The sequence below is a fragment of the Thalassospira sp. MCCC 1A01428 genome (assembly GCF_002115825.1).
GTDB lineage: Bacteria > Pseudomonadota > Alphaproteobacteria > Rhodospirillales > Thalassospiraceae > Thalassospira.
This window is the reverse complement of record NZ_JFJZ01000005.1, coordinates 214,636-230,630: the sequence shown is the minus strand read 5'-3', so window position 1 is coordinate 230,630 and position 15,995 is coordinate 214,636. Positions and strand designations below refer to the sequence as shown.

The following is a 15,995-nucleotide window of genomic DNA, read 5'->3' as shown; positions in this document are numbered from 1 at the left end:
TTAAAAATGGGGGGATTACCCCATCGGCCGATATTGAGGTTTCCAGCACCGATACGCTAGCGAGCGTTACGATTGCACCCTAGGTGGTTATTTTAAGATGTGCGGTGTTGCCGGTATGATTAGGCAACCGACACAAGCCACCATGCTGCAATGCAAGGGGATGTCGTGCCTGTTTGCCAGGCAATGATAAATCGCTGCTTGCATCATAGGCAGAAAAATTATTTGATTGTATTCAATCAATTGAATTGCCTGTTTTAAGGAGGTCGAATGGACCGGGTTGTTGGCACGTCTGGACGGATTGCTTTTGCTAGTGCAATGCGAAATCTGTTGAGCGATGTTTATCCACAACATGACCCGGCTTTGCTGGTAAGGCGCGTATTCGAGGTTTTGGACTTGCCAATAGAAGGCGACGGCCCCGAACCGGCGGAAGAATCCCTGCGAAAATGGGACCAGCGCGACGCTTTTTTAATTACCTATGGCGACAGCATTTCGCGCAATGGCTATCAGGGCCTTAAATCCCTGCGCGACTTTCATCAGAAATGGCTGAAAGACTGGTTACCGGGGATTCATATTTTACCGTTTCATCCTTTTACATCCGACGATGGTTTTTCAGTTTCCGATTTTACCACCCTGCGCCCGGAACTGGGGACGTGGGAGGATGTCGAGGATTTGTCCAAGCATGCCAAAGTGATGGCCGATCTGGTGGCAAACCATATTTCGGCGTCTCATGAATGGTTTGGGCAATTTCTGGCCGGACAGGAACCGGGTGTTAATTACATTAAAACTGCCAGCCCGGATGACGATATTTCACTGGTAGTGCGCCCGCGTAGCCATCCATTGCTAAATCTGGTGGAAACCGCACTGGGGCCAAAGCATGTCTGGTGTACATTTAGTTATGATCAGGTTGATCTGGATTACAGCAACCCCGATGTATTTTTTGAAATTCTGAAAATCGTGCTGGATTATATCAGCCACGGGGTCAGCGTGATCCGGCTTGATGCGATTGGCTTTATCTGGAAAGAATCCGGTACACCCTCGATCAATGCCGAGCAAACCCACAAGATTATTAAGGCATTACGGCTTGCGGCCAATGCGGTGGCACCTGACCTGGTGTTTATTACCGAAACCAACCTGCCGATGGTAGAAAACCTGTCTTATTTCGGTCAGCAGGACGAAGCCCATCTGATTTATAACTTTTCCCTGCCACCGGTTATTTTGCACGCGCTGCTGAGCGGGCGGTCAGATTATATTCGCAAATGCATCATGGCGATGCCACCCGCCCCGGCAGGTTGCACATTTTTTAATTTTACCGCCAGCCATGATGGCATTGGTTTGCGGCCAGCCGAAAATATTGTACCCGATGATGACATTACCCAAATGACCGAACATGCCCGTAAAATGGGCGGCGAGGTAAGTTATCGGTCGGTTGCCGGGGGCGGGCAGCGCCCCTACGAACTGAACGTGACATTGTTTAGCATGCTGGCCGAAAGTTTTGCGGGTGAGCGTACCTTTGGGCTGGAACGGTTTGTAATGTCGCAGGCGATTGCCATGTCGTTGGAAGGTATTCCGGCAATTTATGTGCAGTCGATTTTTGCATCGGAAAATGACCAGCACGGTTATCAGCAAACCGGTATTCCACGGCGGTTAAATCGTAAAATCTGGCAACTGGGCGATGCGGAGGCCGTTTTGGAAGCGCCCGGCCCGGCCCGGCAGGTGTTCGAGCAGTTGCGCGCCTTGATGTCCATTCGCCAGGGGCAACCGGCCTTTCATCCCAATGCCACCCAATATACCCTTAATCTGGGGTCGGAATTGTTGGGTATCTGGCGGCAAAGCCATTTGAATGATCAAAGTATTTTCTGCGTGTTTAACCTGACGGGGCAGGACCAGGACCTGGATTTGTCACGCATTAACCTGATCATGAATGAAGGCTGGCAGGACCTGATTACCGGCAAGGTGATTCCCGATTACGACGGCATTATGACCCTGGCCCCGTATCAGATTTTATGGATTTCCAATCTGGATGGCCGTCATCGGACCGAAAGCCGGTTGTTGCAGCGTTACCGTGATGCAATGCCGGTATAAGGGGCTGGTGTTTCCGGTTCTGTTGAAACCGATGCTTTCAGGACGTCTATAAAGGCCCGCAGACCTGCCGGAACATGGCGATGACCGGGATAATACAGGCACAGTCCGGGAAAGGGCGGTGTCCAGTCATGCATCATTTGTGTCAGTTCGCCGGATTGCAAATATGGTGCGGCCTGATGACGGGTGACATAGGCAATGCCGCATCCCGCAATTGCGGCTTCGACAATCATATTGGAACTATCAAGGGTAATGGGGCCAGTGACGTCGATTTCAATTTGCTGGTCGCGTTTTTCAAATTCCCAACGATAGATTTTGCCACTGGGTAAACGCAGGCGCAGGCAGGCATGTGCTGCCAGATCGGCGGGGTTTTTGGGGATTGGATTGCCGCACTTTTCCAGATATTCGGGGGATGCAACGATAACGAATTGTTCTGGCGGGCCGCAAGGAATGGCGATCATGTCTTGCGGGACGGTTTCAAACAGGCGAATGCCCGCATCAAAGCCACCCGCGACAATATCAACCAGCTTGCCATCGGTAATAATATCGACATGCATGTCGGGATAGGCCGCGATAAAGCGGGCCACAACCGGCATTAAAAACAGCCGTGCCGACCCTTCGGATGTATTCAGGCGCAGGGTCCCGCGCGGTTTTTGCCGGAACTTGTTGGTGATTTCCATGGCATCGGAAAGGTCGGACAGGGCCGGGCGGACGCGATCAACAAATTCCCGGCCTGCCTCGGTAAGTGAAACGCTGCGTGTGGTCCGGTTAAACAGACGCACACCAAGGCGCTGTTCAAGGCTGGAAATCGCGTGGCTAAGGGCGGATGGGGACAGGCCGAGTTCGGCTGCCGCTGCGCGAAAATTGCGATGGGTGGCAACTGCGACCACACCATGTAGTTCCAATAGGCCACCTTTGTTCATTGTTCGATTTCCTGCATTACTTTGTGCAATAATATGTCACTTATTCGAACAATAAAACCTTTCTATGGTGCGCCATCGTCAATGATACAGAGCGGTGGAGCCTGAAATGGACCAGAAAACAATTTTGATAACCGGAACCTCGTCGGGAATTGGCAAAGCGACAGCGCAGCGGTTTGCCGCATTGGGATGGAACGTGGTTGCCACACAGCGCACCCCGGAAAGAGACACCGAATTACGCGAATTGCCCCATGTGCTGGTCACCCGGCTGGATGTGCAGGACCGTGCCAGCATTGATGCGGCGATAGAAGCCGGTATTGCCCGGTTTGGCCGTATTGACGCGGTCGTCAACAACGCCGGTTATGGTCAATATGGCCTGTTTGAGGGGCTAAGCCAAAGCCGGATCGACCAGCAGTTTCAGGTGAATGTGTTTGGGGTGATGGATGTCATGCGGGCAATTTTGCCGCATTTTCGCAAATATCAAGGCGGAACAATTGTGAATATCAGCTCAGGGGCGGGTGTTTTTGGTTTGCCGATGGTTTCGCTTTATTGTGCCAGTAAATTTGCCCTTGAAGGTTTTAGCGAAGCCGTTTCCTATGAACTGGCGTCACAGGGTATTACAGTAAAACTGGTTATTCCGCACGGCGGGGTTAGTGCCACCGAATTTCATTCCCGCAGCGCACAGGAATTTTCCAAAGCCGAAATCCTGGGCGATTATCAGGATTTTGTAGAAAAAACGAACGCCGCTTTTGCTAAAATGGCCGGGGGACGTTTGATGGATTCTGATTATGTCGCGGGGTTTGTCGAGCAGGCCGTGACGGATGGCAGTAACCGGCTGCGTTATTATGTTGGCGATGATGCGCGTGGCTTTATTGATGCGCGCCTGCATAAGGGCGAAGATGCCTATATGGCGCATATGCACAGTTATTTTGATACGGGGACCGCAAAATAATATGGCTGATACAGACGTCTGATATGCAAACAGGCCGGGATATATGGCCATCCCGGCCTGTTTTTAGCGGAGCTGCTGATGTTTGCTATCGGGCAACTTTGCCAATCTCACTATCATTCAAGTCATCGTCAACGGCGGCGGAAAGCTGTTCGAAAATATCGTCCATCGCACTTTCAACCCGCTGCCAACTGGGGATGAACGGGCTTTCCAGCGGGTTTTCAAGGTAATGCTGACCAGCACTAATGATCACCTCGGCCAGAACCTCGACACATTTTTCTTCTTCGTCGCGATTGATTTTAAGGCCGTTAAACAGGGCATCGGCACGGTATTGCTCAATCAGGTCAAGTGCCGTGCGGTAATAGGTCGCCTTCAGGGTACGGAAGGTCTCGTGCGAGAAAACCGTGCCCTGGGTGGCCAGTTTACGAAACAGCGATTTTGCAATGTCGCTGGCCATGCGCGACAGGCCGTCGTCCTTTTCTGCCGGGTCAAATTCGCGGTGTTTGTGGTCGTAAATATCGGCAATATCGACCTGGGCCAGGCGATGGACGGTGTGGTTACGATACATTTCCGAAAGCATCGAAACTTCCAGCCCCCAGTCGGATGCCACCCGCAGGCCATAGGCCACATCGGTGCGAATGGCAATTTCGCCTGACAGCGCATAGCGGAAACAATCGAGGTAATTGAGGAAATCGGTTTTGCCGACGACCTGCTTAAGCGCGCGAATAAGCGGCGTGACAAACAGGCGACAGACACGGCCCTTAAGCGTGCCGCCCGCAACGCGCGCGTAATAGCCCTTGGCAAAGGCAAAATTAAAGGCCGGGTTGGCAATGGGATACATCAAACGCGCAGGCAGGTCGGGCGTGTAGGTGGCAATGTCGCAATCATGAATGCCAATAACCGAACTGCGCCCGGTTGCCAGCGTATAGCCCATGCAATACCACACATTACGGCCTTTGCCCGGTTCGTAACGCGCCAGGTCGTAATTTTCCAGCCGGTCATGTACGGCACGCAGGCGCGGGCCGTCATTCCATAGAATGCGGGTGCGTTGTGGCAGGTCTTTGAAAAACTCGCGTGCATAGGCGTATTGGGTTTCGTTGGCCCGGTCCAGTCCCACCACGATCTGATCAATATAGGTGGCTTTTTTCAAACCTTCCAAAATGGTGGTCATGGCCGGTGTTTCCAGTTCGGAATACAGGCACGGCAAAATAAGGGTCTGGCGGCGCGACCGGGCAAAGGCGGTCATTTCATAAGCGAGTTCTTCGGGGTCACGATCAATAATCGAATGAAGGGTTGTGATCGGGCCACCCTGATGAAAATCGGCCATTTCTACCTCGCTTTTGTTATTGATGTTGGCGTTTGCGATAAATTGTCGAGTATTGAATTTATGGTGCTGTTCCAGCCATCAGGGCCGGGGGCCGGGGCGATGCGCGCTGTTTTCCCGCCAAGATCAAGGGTGGGAACAGCGCCGTGCTTGACCGGAATTTGAACGGCAATGTCGGCATGGGCCAGCATCCCGGCGTCATTGGGGGAATCACCAAGGGCAATGGTGGTTATATCGGCCCGCCCTGTTGGCAGTTTTCCGGCTTTTTGCAGCATTTTCAGCGCCGTTTGCATGGCGGCCCCTTTGTCTGTTTCGCCGCATAATGTGTAAAAGCGGCCCCCTTTTACCAGTTTTAACCCATATTCGCGGGCGATGTTCCCGGCGAGGGCAATGTCCTTGGCGGTGGGCGCCCATATTAACGGGTCCGAACAGTTGCGTTGCCCGGCAAGGGCCGCCACGTTGGGGGGCAAGCCGGTTGCCGTGGCAATTTCGGCCGCTGTGCTGGTGCGAAACCCTGCAACCGGAACAGATATGGCCTTGGCAATGGCGGTGCGGGCAGCATCAATGGTGGCTGTTGGCGGACCGGGCTGGCGGATATCGCCGTTGATATCGATAACGCCGCCATTTTCACCGATCAGGCCGGCAAACAGATGATGCTGTGAATTGATTGCCCGTAATTCAGCCAGTGTCTTGGAAGAAATTGCCAGCAGGGGAATGTCGTTTTTGCGCAGCCGTGTAAGGGCGGGGCGCGCCGCCTCCCAGGAATAGTCATCGTGATCCAGCAGGGTGCCATCCAGGTCGGTAAAAACGACAAGTCCGGTCAGATGTTGCATGTATCTCGCAAAACGTAGTTAAAACAGTGTGTTGCAGAAGTAACAATTGAAGTCTAGCACAGCGCCCCCGATTGGGCGACAGTGCAAAGATTAAATTTTATGCACATTTTTATATGATTATAAAAGTGTGTGGAAAATCATCACTTAAGTTTTGCCGATGTCATCATTGCCTGCGCACTGTTGCCTATTGGGAACAGTGCGGGGTGATTTTCGTTTGTAGAATGGCTTTGATGTAAAAAATGCTGGCCCTGACGATGCCATTTTTAGTCGGCATATCGGCAGCGGAAATTGCAAAATTTGGTTGCAAGTCTTTGTGATTTAAGAAAAACGAATGTCGAAACATGATTTTAAAGGTGAAAGTCGCTTGATGGGCGTGAAAATGGGACGGCGGAATTTTATCGGACTTGTCGGGGCGGCAGCCGCAGCAGGGCTTGTGCCGGGGGCCTTGCCCCGTGCGTTGGCAGCCGAAGATGGTACGTTGCCGATGGGCGAGAAAAAGCCGTTTTCGTTTGAAGGGGTTATTGGCTGGGCACGTGAGCAGGCCAAACAACCCTTTCAGGCACCGCAAGTTTCCGATGCGTTGAAAAATGTTCTGTCGCGTATTGATTATGATGCCTATCAGCAAATCAAATTTGATACCGAAAAGTCGTTGTGGTGGAATACGGATGGTGTGCCGCCGGTTGCCCCGTTTCATCAAAATCGCGGGACCATGGAAAAGGTTCGCATTTATACCGTAACGGACGGGCAGGCACAGGAGGTGCAATATGACCCGTCAGCGTTTGACTATAAGGGCGACATCAAAGCAGCCGATATGCCAGATGATGCCGGATGGGGCGGGTTTCGCCTGCTTTATGATCAGGACCATTCGCGCGATTGGCTGGCCTTTATGGGGGCGTCGTATTTTCGCTCTGCCGGGCCGTTGGACCAATACGGGCTGTCGGCCCGGGCCGTGTCGGTCAATACTGCCTTGCATGATACCCCCGAAGAATTTCCGCGTTTTACTGAATTTTGGCTGGAGCCGACCCACGATGGCGGAATGCATATTTATGCGTTGCTCGATAGCCCAAGCCTGACCGGGGCTGTGCAAATTCAGTGTCAGAAACCAAATGACCAGGACATCACAATGGATGTTACGGTGCGGTTTTTTACCCGTCAGGCCGTGCGTCGTTTGGGGGTCGCGCCCTTAACCAGCATGTTCTGGTTTTCGGAAACCAACCGTGATGAAGCGGTGGATTGGCGGCCGGAAATTCATGACAATGACGGGCTGGCGATTTGGACAGGCTCGGGTGAACGTCTGTGGCGACCGCTTGATAACCCCAAACAGACCCGCACCAGCAGCTTTGTTGACCAAGCGCCCAAGGGGTTCGGGTTAATGCAGCGCGACCGCAGCTTTGCCAATTACGAAGATGATGGTGTGTTTTATGACCGTCGCCCGTCGCTGTGGATTGAACCAAAGGGTGATTGGCAAAAAGGCATGGTTCAGTTGCTGGAAATTCCAACCGACGATGAAATTCACGACAATATTGTTGCCTATTGGACAACAGATGAAGAAGTGCCCGCCGGGGAAGAACGCGCCTTTCAGTATCGGATGCACTGGATGGTGGATGGCCTGTATGGGGATGTAAAAGTTGGCCATGCCATTGCGACGCGTACCGGCCGGGCCGGGGTGCCAGGCCAAAAGCGCCCGGATAAAGGGTTGAAATATGCCATTGATTTTGCCGGGGGCGCGTTGGCAAATTACACCACCGAACAAAAAGCAGTGGTGCCCGATGTAACGGCCAGTAATGCCGCCATTCAAAATGCATATTGCCTGCGTGTGGTGGGGCAGGATTATTGGCGACTGGTGTTTGATATTTTCCCCGATGGCAATGGGCCGGTTAATTTGCGTGCCGCCCTTAAAACCGGAGACAGATTATTGACCGAAAGCTGGGTGTTTGAGCATCGCGAGCATAATTTCTAGATATCTGTTGATATCAGTGCAGAGCAGATAACGGGCCGGTATTTCCGGCCCGTTTTGTATTTATAGGCATTAAAATATTGTCTATAGCCAGCTGGTTATAGACGTTGGTTTTGTGCAGTTTCTTTTCCGGTTTGTCCATTCTGCTCAAACCGCCGACTTTTTATCCTGTGATCATAGGGTGGCGGCTGGTGGGGCTGTTGTTGTCGCGCTTGTTGCATGCGCTCGGCATTTCGTTGGTCATTTTGGCACGTAAAAGCCGTGCCAATGCAGAAGGGCGCATTCGGGCCGGTATGCCGGAAATGGGAACCGTTGATCAGATGTGTGCAGCGGGTGTGGATGGCCAAAGGTTTTTGCCGGGCGATGACATCAGTGCTGCATCGTTTTGGGGATGAAAACCGTTTTGAGGGCCAGGTATTGCAGGCCGGGCTGAATTATGTCCTGTCATTGGATGCGGGCAAGATGATGCGGGCAGAAAACCATGTTGGTTTGCCGGATTAATATCAGCTGCCTCTAAATCATCACAATTGATATGGAACCGGCAGGCATTGTTGTGCGTTAGAGGTGTGTTGTGTGAGGCAACGGTTTAAAACATACAAGGAGGTCCCAATGGTGGCCAAGAATGAAGCCGATACGAGCGCCGACACCTCAAAGCTGCAGGCCGAGGTCGAAATTCTTCGTCAGGATCTGGCGGAAGTGACCAAAACCCTTAAAACAATTGCCCGTGAAACTGGCGAAACCCGTGCAGCACAGGCCGCCCAGCGGGTTCGTGAAGTTTCTGGTCAGGCACGCGAACAGTTCGACCATGCCCGTGACGTGGCTGTCGATCAGGTGCGCGAACGTCCGCTGATAACGGTTGCAGCCACCTTTGGTGTTGGCCTGTTAATTGGTCGTCTGCTGCAACGATGATCGATCAGCTGATCGCCGCGATTGGTGATATGGCGCAGGCCGCAGCCGCAAGGCTTGCGGCCATCGCCGCGATCGGGCTGGTTATTCTGGTTGGGGCCGGGTTTGTTCTGGCTGCGATTTATATGGCACTTGCTGCCCATGTGGGGGCGGTCACGGCGGCGCTGTCGATTGGTGTCGTTTTAATTGTGCTGGGGCTTGTTGCTGCCGCGATATGGTTTGGCAAAAGTCCGACATTTGAAACCGAAAAGCCGACCCATCCGCATAAGGCAAACCGAACCGAAGATGATGTTATTCTTGATTTGCTGATTGATGCCGCCCGGGCCGGTTTTGCCACCGGACAGGGCGATAAACAGGGTATGAATCAGGGTTTTGAACGCATTTTGCAGGATTTTGACGGGCTTGGTGCATTTGAACGCCAGCGCGCCGCCGAGAATGCAGTTGCAAAAGCCGAAGCAGCACATGCGGAGGCAATGGAGCGTGCCGCCCGTGCCGCAGGTGGGGCGGCAGATAATCCGGGCGTGCCAGACGATAATGGGTTGAAAGCGCCAGATAGCGCGCCATTTCCCCGTGATCCGGGCTTGGACCAGAAGTAACAGTCGCAATGTGATTTGTGCGCTGTAAATTTATTGCAGTATTAAAACAAAACCGGCGTGCGGGGCAGACCCGAACGCCGGTTTTGCATGTTTGGTGCAAAGGCCCATAGGCCCAATGGCTCAAAGACGGTGATTATTCGCCGTGAAAATGTACCGTGCCGATATAGGGCAGGTTGCGGTTGTTCTGGGCGTAATCGATGCCGTAACCAACCACAAATTCGTCAGGAATATCAAAGCCGCAATAATCAATGGCAATATCGATATCGCGGCGTGATGGTTTGTTAAGCAGGGTGCAGATTTCAAGTTTGTTGGGGTCGCGTGTGTTTAACAGGCGTACCACTTCGGACAGGGTATAGCCCGTATCAATAATGTCTTCGACGAGAAGCACATCCTTGCCGCGAATTTGCCCGTCAAGATCCTTGATGATGCGGACATTGCGCGAACTTTCGGTCGAGTCACCATAGCTTGACGCCACCATGAAATCGACTTCGACCGGCACAGTCAGTTTACGCACCAGATCGGCGATAAACACGAACGAGCCGCGCAACAAGCCGACCACGATCAGTTTTTGGGTATCTTTGAAATTTTCGTTGATCTGGGCTGCCAGCGTATCGATTTTCGCGGCAATTTCCTCAGCAGTGATCAACGGCTTGACATCATAATCGGCCATCAGTCCGGGTCCCCGAAGGTGGAATGGTTCAATGCAGGCGTTGCTACCACAGGCAATGGGCCTTTACCAGCCTGCTTGAGGTTGAATATGCTATGTTGTTATTGTTTGAGCTTGTAACAATACCGGTTTATCTCCGTCGTGCCATTGTTCATATTTGGCCATGGCATTGGTAAAAAACGACGTTTGCAGCATGTCGTTTAGCCAGCGTTGCAAATGTACAAACGGCAGGGCATCAAATTTTACCTGATCAGCACGGGCAAACTGGCGAATGAACGGGGCGATGGCAAAATCAGCCAGCGCCGGGTGACCGCCAAACAGAAAACGACCGACGGCAAGCCTGCCATCAAGCCGGTTCAGAATTTTTTCTGCCTGTTCGCGGTGAAATGCGGGATCGGCACCTTCGTAACGGCTGGCATATTTATAGCGATCCAGGTGATTTTTAAACGGCCCGTCATTTTGCGCAATTAAAACCAGCATATCACCAAGCTCGCCGCTTTCGGGGCTAAGCCACTGGTGCGGGTCGGCCTCGGCCAGCGCCCAAACCATAATTTCAAGGCTTTCATCAATCACGGTGCCATCAGGCAGGATCAGCACCGGCACGGTGGCCTTTGGGGATGCGATAATCATTGCCGCCGGTTTATCGCGCAGGACAACTTCGCGCAGTTCAACATCAATGCCTGCCGCAAGCAGCGCCATGCGTGCCCGCATTGCATAGGGGCAGCGGCGAAAGCTGTATAATACCGGAATGCCGGCTTGTGCCAGCGGTGCATTTATCGGGGATGATGGGGGAACGTTACTTTGATCGGTCATTCTTCCGGATTAAACATAAGGGGCAATCTTTGCAACCAACTTTGCAGGGCATACGCTGCGGGTATCGTGACGCGGCCAATTTCAGTATAGTTATGTGGCACCAAATATGTGGATAGACAGGTGCGTGCAGTATATTTTGCCGGAACAAGGCAAAAAATTGATCGTTTTACAATCGGCGGGCTTGATTTACCGGTCCGGTTTGTGAAAGGAAAAGCACGGAATTTATCGCCTTTCACCGAACCGGAACGAAAACGCACCAGGTGCCGTTGTTTTGGGGACGGTGAACCGACGACCACAGATGGAAACAAGGAAACAGACCATGACACCGACCGAGATCGCGCGGGTAACCAAGTATTTGCGTCGCACCTTTGACAATAACCGTATTGCCATTGATCCGCCGCGGGCCAAGGATCATCCGATTGAAATGCGTGTCGGCGAGGAATTTTTGGGTGTTTTGCACCGTGACGAAGACGAGGGTGAAGTCAGCTATTCCTTGCAGATCATGATCCTTGAAGAAGACCTGCCGCCGCTCGATTAAGTCAGCGCAAGGTTATTGGTTTGTTCGCGCCTTATACGGGCGAACCATAAAAAACGCCCCCGCATGAAGGGGCGTTTTTTTATGTCCGATGTGTTGCCGGTAATTAACCGGGTAAGACATCGGTGCCGCTGCGGATGGATGGCGTTATGTGGTTCGCCATCCGTCTTCCGTCTGGTCGGGATTATGCTGTGGGGGTGGCATCAAACGCGGTGGATCGGCTGATATCTTCCCAGCGCGTAATTTCATCGGCCAATGAAGTCAGTTTGTTGCGCACCAGCGACATTGCATCGGCCCCAAGCAGCAAATGGGTTGGGGGTGTGTCGTGATTGACCAGATCCAGCATTACCTGTGCGGCCTTTGCCGGGTCGCCGGCCTGTTGGCCGCTTTTGGCGGTGCGGGCCTCGCGGATCGGGTCAAACAGGGTGTTGTAATCGTCAATGCTGCGATCGGTGCGGACCATTGAACGCCCGGCCCAGTCGGTACGAAACGACCCCGGCGCAATGGCCGTTACGTGAATGCCAAGGTGGGCGACTTCGCTGGCAAGGGTTTCGGAAATGCCTTCCAGGGCAAATTTTGACCCGCAATAATATGAAATACCCGGCATGGTAATAAAGCCGCCCATTGATGTGATGTTGATGATATGGCCGCTTTTGCGTTGGCGCATGGTGGGTAATACGGCCTTGATCATGGCGACGGCGCCAAACACATTAACGTTGAACTGGGCGATCATTTCATCAAGCGGGCTTTCTTCCAGGATGCCCTCGTGGCCATATCCGGCATTGTTGATCAGAACATCAATTGGGCCAACCGTTTGTTGCACGGCGGTGATGGCCGGTTCGATTTTTTCAAAATCGGTTACATCAAGAAGGATTGCGGTGGCGTTGCTGCCCAGTTTTTCAAAATCCTGTTTGGCGGCATCGTTGCGAACGGTGCCGATAACACGATTGCCTGCCTGCAAGGCCGCAGTGGCAAAGGCTTTGCCAAAACCGGAACTGACACCCGTAACCAGAAATGTCTTTTGGGGTGAACTTGCCATTTTTAGAACCCTTTCGGTATTGCAGTACGTCGTTGACGGGGCATTTAAGGCGCCCCGAAAAGTGGAAGGGCAGGCTAGTGGCACATGATTGTTTGGACTATAATATAAAAACAGAACAGACTATGTGGCTGGAGTAACATAATGAGAGGCAGCGAGTTTGCCGACCTGCGGGCGTTTGTCGCCATCATTGAAGAAGGCAATTTTTCCCGTGCGGCGGCCCGATTGCGGATTTCGCCATCGACATTGAGCCAGACCATTCGCCAGCTTGAGGCACGGATCGGGGTGCAATTATTAAACCGGACCACGCGGAGTACCGCCCCGACCGAAGCAGGCAAGCGCCTGTTTGACCGTTTTAAACCGGCGCTTGGCGAAATGGAGGCAGCCCTTGGCGAGGTGCGCAATTTGCAAGGCGCGCCTACGGGAACCGTGCGGCTGGTATTGCCACGTTTGGCGCTGGCCTCATTGGTCGAGCCGTATCTGGGTGATTTTTACAAGAAATATCCTGATATCACCCTGGAGCTGGGCATTAACGATGCCATGATCGATATTGTGGGCGATGGCTTTGATATTGGCATTACCCTGGGCGAGCTTTTGGAAAAAGATATGATCGCTGTCAAACTGGGGCCGGATTTGCGCCAGGTGGCGGTTGCATCGCCTGATTACCTGGCACAATACGGCAGGCCGCATATACCGGCTGATTTGCTGGGGCATAACTGCATTAACTGGCGGAAACCGGGCAGCAATAAAATCTATAATTGGGAATTTAACGAAGATGGTCGCTGGTTTAACGTGGCCGTTAACGGCACCCTGATTGTATCGCACCGTGACACGGCCCTGATGGCCGCAGCCCAGGGTGTGGGGGTGGCGTTTGCCTATTGGTCATCGCAGTGGATGCAACCCTTGATCAATGCCGGAAAACTTGTGCCACTGCTTGAAAGTTATTCGCCCGATTTTCCCGGCTGGTATTTGTATTATGCCCGCCAGCAACACACACCGCCAGCTGTGCGTGCCGTGATTGATTTTTTGCGCATGGCTAACCGGGATGACGGGTAATGATTACTGATAAAAGTTCGACCCTTGTCGTTAGGGGCGGGGATGGCTTTATTGCGTATGCCGGGCGCAGATTTTGCGGGATTATTCGACTTCATAAGGTGCATTAAAAATATTTGTTTTGATGTGTTAGGTGCGTTATGTGCGAAAAGATAATGAAGCCGGAAAAGCGACCCGTGGACGGGCGGGCATGTAGTAGCGGCAATTGCCGTGTCAGGAATGAATAATGCGGTTGACGGTTTTTAGTGACTACACATTGCGCACCCTGATTTATTTGGGTTTGCACGGCCAGGGTTTGGCAACGATTGATGAAATTGCCACGGCTTATGATATTTCGCGTAACCACCTGATGAAGGTGGTGCATCATCTGGCGCGGCAAAATATAATTACCACTGTGCGTGGTAAGGGCGGCGGAATGATGCTGGCCCGTCCGGCGAGTGACATCAATATCGGGGTGGTGGTGCGCGAAACTGAAAAAGACAGCCATATTGTTGAATGTTTCGATCCGGCCCATGCGGGGATCTGCAAAATCGAGCCAGCCTGTCTGTTGCGCGGCGCCCTGTATAAGGCAGGCGAAGCATTTTATGCTGTTCTCGACGGTTATGTTTTGGCTGATTTGATCGGCCCTCGCACAGCCCTTGCCGATCTGTTGGGACTGGCACCGGCGGGCGATAGTTGCCGTGAATAGGTGCAACTGTGCCGCGTGGCCAGTGTCGCGAAAGGCAACGGCTCCGGCGAGCCCGCCCGCCTGATCAACAAGCTTTGGTGTAAGGTATATTATGAACGGAAACGCCGACAATCTGTTGGTTGGCAAGCATGTTGTCAGACCAGCCATGCATTTTGCGGATTAACATGTATTTTATATATATGTTAAAAGAAGATACTTTTGATGCCCAAAGCCGGTGCCGTAGTGGTGGGGGTGACGGGGGAATGGATGCAAAGTGCGGAGGACAACATGTACGCATTGCAGGAACGACCGGATGGTGACGTAAACGGCGTGGCGCGAACTTCGGTAAAGTCGGCAGCCAACGTAAATTTGGCAACATCGCCTGTATTGGGAAAGCCTGATGCGGTGGCGCAAGCGATGCATGGAGCTGCTTTGACATTAGATGATGACTGCGGTTTTGACGCAGTTTTGCAGGGCTCGTCACCGGGTTTGCCACTGCCAGGTGGTGATACCGAAGGAAGGGCGGGCAGCGTTTCGCAAGAGGGCGCCGTAACGCCGTGCGAGGCCGGGCTTTTGGCCCGCATTCGCGAACTTGAACATCAGCGCGACGTTTATCAGGTGGTGTTTCGCAATCTGGATGGATTTGGCAATTCGCTGGTATCGGTCAGAGAATCGTTTGGCGAGTTATCATCGCTGCTGATTGATCATAGCCGTGCCAACGGAGATTCCCGGCGTGAAACAGAGGCCAGCCAGGCCGGATTGAAAGAGATGGTTGCTGAAATTGTCGCCATCAGTACCAAGGTTGACCAAGCATCGCAGAAAATTTCAGAATTGAACGTCGATGCCAACCGGATCAGCACTATTTTGTCGCTGATTGACAATGTATCACGCCAGACCCGGTTGCTGGCCTTTAATGCCAGTATTGAAGCGGCCCGCGCGGGCGAGGCCGGGGCGGGTTTTGCCGTGGTGGCAACCGAAGTGCGTACGCTGGCGGGGCAGGCAGCAACAGCGACCGATGATATTGGTTCGCTGGTGCGCGAGATTAAAAAGACCGCCAGCACAACAGATGACAATATGCGGGCCAATTCCCAGGCTACCAGCCATTTAAAGGATGAGGCGGGGGAGATTTTGGCGCGAACAGGCCGAATTGTTGAAATATCGGATCAGTCAGCCAGTGCGCTGACAATGGCGGCAATGTTAAGCGAGGTTGAGTTGGCCAACCTTGAAGAACTTGAATTGAAGCTGGAAGTTTATCGGGTGTTTATGGGCCTTTCAAACGCGACCGAAGCCGATTTTCCGCCTGAAACCGATTGTCGGCTGGGGCAATGGTATTATGGGGGATCAGGGCAGGGACAATTTGCCAGCTTGCCCGACTTTGCCGCCATGGAAGAACCGCACCGGCAAGTGCATGAAAATGCCCGTATTGCCGTTGGGCAGTATCGCGCTGGAAACATCGAACCGGCACTGGCAGCATTAAGTGCGATGGAAAACAGTAATCGCGAGGTGATGCAGCGCCTGCGCCGCATGATTCGGGCGCAGCAGCAATAGCTAGTGGTTTGCTGTTTGAGGCTGGCCTATGCGAATTTGCCATATAACAAAGGGCAGCATCAATGTGATGCCGCCCTTTATTTATCAATATATGCCGGTTGGCATTGTGTGG

16 protein-coding genes are annotated in these 15,995 nt (G+C 52.8%); 10 read left to right on the top strand and 6 right to left on the bottom strand.

The annotated features are described in order from the left end of the window. Positions 1–267 precede the first annotated feature (267 nt). The gene (locus THS27_RS06785) at positions 268–2,082 is read left to right on the top strand and encodes an alpha-amylase family glycosyl hydrolase (protein WP_085589163.1); all 1,815 of its coding nucleotides are present in this window, start codon (positions 268–270) and stop codon (positions 2,080–2,082) included. Here THS27_RS06785 and THS27_RS06780 read toward each other — a convergent pair. Beyond that, positions 2,058–3,002, bottom strand: coding sequence for a LysR family transcriptional regulator (locus THS27_RS06780; RefSeq protein WP_085589161.1), 945 nt, complete (start codon positions 3,000–3,002; stop codon positions 2,058–2,060). The genes THS27_RS06785 and THS27_RS06780 overlap by 25 nt on opposite strands. A 106-nt stretch (positions 3,003–3,108) precedes the next feature. Here THS27_RS06780 and THS27_RS06775 point away from each other — a divergent pair, with 106 nt between their 5' ends. Then, positions 3,109–3,951, top strand: coding sequence for an SDR family oxidoreductase (locus THS27_RS06775; protein WP_085589159.1), 843 nt, complete (start codon positions 3,109–3,111; stop codon positions 3,949–3,951). 85 nt (positions 3,952–4,036) lie between these two features. Here THS27_RS06775 and THS27_RS06770 read toward each other — a convergent pair whose 3' ends face one another. Together THS27_RS06770 and THS27_RS06765 are read right to left on the bottom strand one after the other, a co-directional pair. Further along, complete coding sequence (locus tag THS27_RS06770; RefSeq protein WP_085589203.1) at positions 4,037–5,275, bottom strand: glycosyl transferase; 1,239 nt, start codon at positions 5,273–5,275, stop codon at positions 4,037–4,039. A gap of 2 nt (positions 5,276–5,277) precedes the next feature. Beyond that, positions 5,278–6,105 carry a mannosyl-3-phosphoglycerate phosphatase gene (locus tag THS27_RS06765; RefSeq protein WP_139835499.1) on the bottom strand — a complete coding sequence of 276 codons (828 nt, stop codon included), beginning with the start codon at positions 6,103–6,105 and terminating at the stop codon, positions 5,278–5,280. Between the two features lie 331 nt (positions 6,106–6,436). Between THS27_RS06765 and THS27_RS06760 the strand changes: the two genes are divergently transcribed. From THS27_RS06760 to THS27_RS06745, 4 genes are all read left to right on the top strand, one after another. Continuing rightward, positions 6,437–8,065: a glucan biosynthesis protein gene (locus THS27_RS06760; protein WP_085589157.1), complete on the top strand. Its 1,629-nt coding sequence runs from the start codon at positions 6,437–6,439 to the stop codon at positions 8,063–8,065. Positions 8,066–8,232: 167 nt separating this feature from the next. Then, a complete protein-coding gene (locus THS27_RS06755; RefSeq protein ID WP_256376756.1) occupies positions 8,233–8,457 on the top strand; it encodes an FAD-dependent monooxygenase in 225 nt (74 codons plus the stop codon). Between the two features lie 214 nt (positions 8,458–8,671). After that, positions 8,672–8,971 (top strand): YqjD family protein, encoded by a 300-nt coding sequence (locus THS27_RS06750; RefSeq protein ID WP_085589153.1) that lies wholly within the window; start codon positions 8,672–8,674, stop codon positions 8,969–8,971. Further along, entirely contained in the window at positions 8,968–9,564 is a 597-nt protein-coding gene (locus THS27_RS06745) for a phage holin family protein (RefSeq protein WP_085589152.1), read from the top strand. Before THS27_RS06750 ends, THS27_RS06745 begins: the two co-directional genes overlap by 4 nt. 133 nt (positions 9,565–9,697) lie before the next feature. On the opposite strand, the gene hpt is transcribed toward THS27_RS06745, so the two are convergent. Beyond that, complete coding sequence (gene hpt / locus THS27_RS06740; RefSeq protein ID WP_085589150.1) at positions 9,698–10,234, bottom strand: hypoxanthine phosphoribosyltransferase; 537 nt, start codon at positions 10,232–10,234, stop codon at positions 9,698–9,700. Positions 10,235–10,324: 90 nt separating this feature from the next. Then, positions 10,325–11,044 carry a glutathione S-transferase gene (locus THS27_RS06735; RefSeq protein ID WP_085589148.1) on the bottom strand — a complete coding sequence of 240 codons (720 nt, stop codon included), beginning with the start codon at positions 11,042–11,044 and terminating at the stop codon, positions 10,325–10,327. Between the two features lie 319 nt (positions 11,045–11,363). On the opposite strand from THS27_RS06735, the gene THS27_RS06725 reads away from it, so the two are divergent. Beyond that, entirely contained in the window at positions 11,364–11,582 is a 219-nt protein-coding gene (locus THS27_RS06725; RefSeq protein ID WP_085589144.1) for a DUF3126 family protein, read from the top strand. Between the two features lie 181 nt (positions 11,583–11,763). On the opposite strand, the gene THS27_RS06720 is transcribed toward THS27_RS06725, so the two are convergent. Continuing rightward, positions 11,764–12,618 (bottom strand): oxidoreductase, encoded by an 855-nt coding sequence (locus tag THS27_RS06720; protein WP_085589142.1) that lies wholly within the window; start codon positions 12,616–12,618, stop codon positions 11,764–11,766. 141 nt (positions 12,619–12,759) lie between these two features. Between THS27_RS06720 and THS27_RS06715 the strand changes: the two genes are divergently transcribed. The 3 genes from THS27_RS06715 to THS27_RS06705 all read left to right on the top strand — a co-directional run bounded on the left by THS27_RS06715 (position 12,760) and on the right by THS27_RS06705 (position 15,883). Next, positions 12,760–13,671, top strand: coding sequence for a LysR family transcriptional regulator (locus THS27_RS06715; protein ID WP_085589140.1), 912 nt, complete (start codon positions 12,760–12,762; stop codon positions 13,669–13,671). Between the two features lie 223 nt (positions 13,672–13,894). Then, complete coding sequence (locus THS27_RS06710; protein WP_085589138.1) at positions 13,895–14,356, top strand: Rrf2 family transcriptional regulator; 462 nt, start codon at positions 13,895–13,897, stop codon at positions 14,354–14,356. A gap of 201 nt (positions 14,357–14,557) precedes the next feature. Then, positions 14,558–15,883, top strand: coding sequence for a methyl-accepting chemotaxis protein (locus THS27_RS06705; RefSeq protein ID WP_085589136.1), 1,326 nt, complete (start codon positions 14,558–14,560; stop codon positions 15,881–15,883). The last annotated feature ends 112 nt before the right edge of the window (positions 15,884–15,995 follow it).

Bases quoted from the DNA above. Each gene is read 5' to 3' on its own strand.
- THS27_RS06785 (WP_085589163.1), top strand. From the start codon at position 268: ATGGACCGGGTTGTTGGCACGTCTGGACGGATTGCTTTTGCTAGTGCA.
- THS27_RS06780 (WP_085589161.1), bottom strand. From the start codon at position 3,002: ATGAACAAAGGTGGCCTATTGGAACTACATGGTGTGGTCGCAGTTGCC.
- THS27_RS06775 (WP_085589159.1), top strand. From the start codon at position 3,109: ATGGACCAGAAAACAATTTTGATAACCGGAACCTCGTCGGGAATTGGC.
- THS27_RS06770 (WP_085589203.1), bottom strand. From the start codon at position 5,275: ATGGCCGATTTTCATCAGGGTGGCCCGATCACAACCCTTCATTCGATT.
- THS27_RS06765 (WP_139835499.1), bottom strand. From the start codon at position 6,105: ATGCAACATCTGACCGGACTTGTCGTTTTTACCGACCTGGATGGCACC.
- THS27_RS06760 (WP_085589157.1), top strand. From the start codon at position 6,437: ATGTCGAAACATGATTTTAAAGGTGAAAGTCGCTTGATGGGCGTGAAA.
- THS27_RS06750 (WP_085589153.1), top strand. From the start codon at position 8,672: ATGGTGGCCAAGAATGAAGCCGATACGAGCGCCGACACCTCAAAGCTG.
- THS27_RS06745 (WP_085589152.1), top strand. From the start codon at position 8,968: ATGATCGATCAGCTGATCGCCGCGATTGGTGATATGGCGCAGGCCGCA.
- hpt (WP_085589150.1), bottom strand. From the start codon at position 10,234: ATGGCCGATTATGATGTCAAGCCGTTGATCACTGCTGAGGAAATTGCC.
- THS27_RS06735 (WP_085589148.1), bottom strand. From the start codon at position 11,044: ATGACCGATCAAAGTAACGTTCCCCCATCATCCCCGATAAATGCACCG.
- THS27_RS06725 (WP_085589144.1), top strand. From the start codon at position 11,364: ATGACACCGACCGAGATCGCGCGGGTAACCAAGTATTTGCGTCGCACC.
- THS27_RS06720 (WP_085589142.1), bottom strand. From the start codon at position 12,618: ATGGCAAGTTCACCCCAAAAGACATTTCTGGTTACGGGTGTCAGTTCC.
- THS27_RS06715 (WP_085589140.1), top strand. From the start codon at position 12,760: ATGAGAGGCAGCGAGTTTGCCGACCTGCGGGCGTTTGTCGCCATCATT.
- THS27_RS06710 (WP_085589138.1), top strand. From the start codon at position 13,895: ATGCGGTTGACGGTTTTTAGTGACTACACATTGCGCACCCTGATTTAT.
- THS27_RS06705 (WP_085589136.1), top strand. From the start codon at position 14,558: ATGCCCAAAGCCGGTGCCGTAGTGGTGGGGGTGACGGGGGAATGGATG.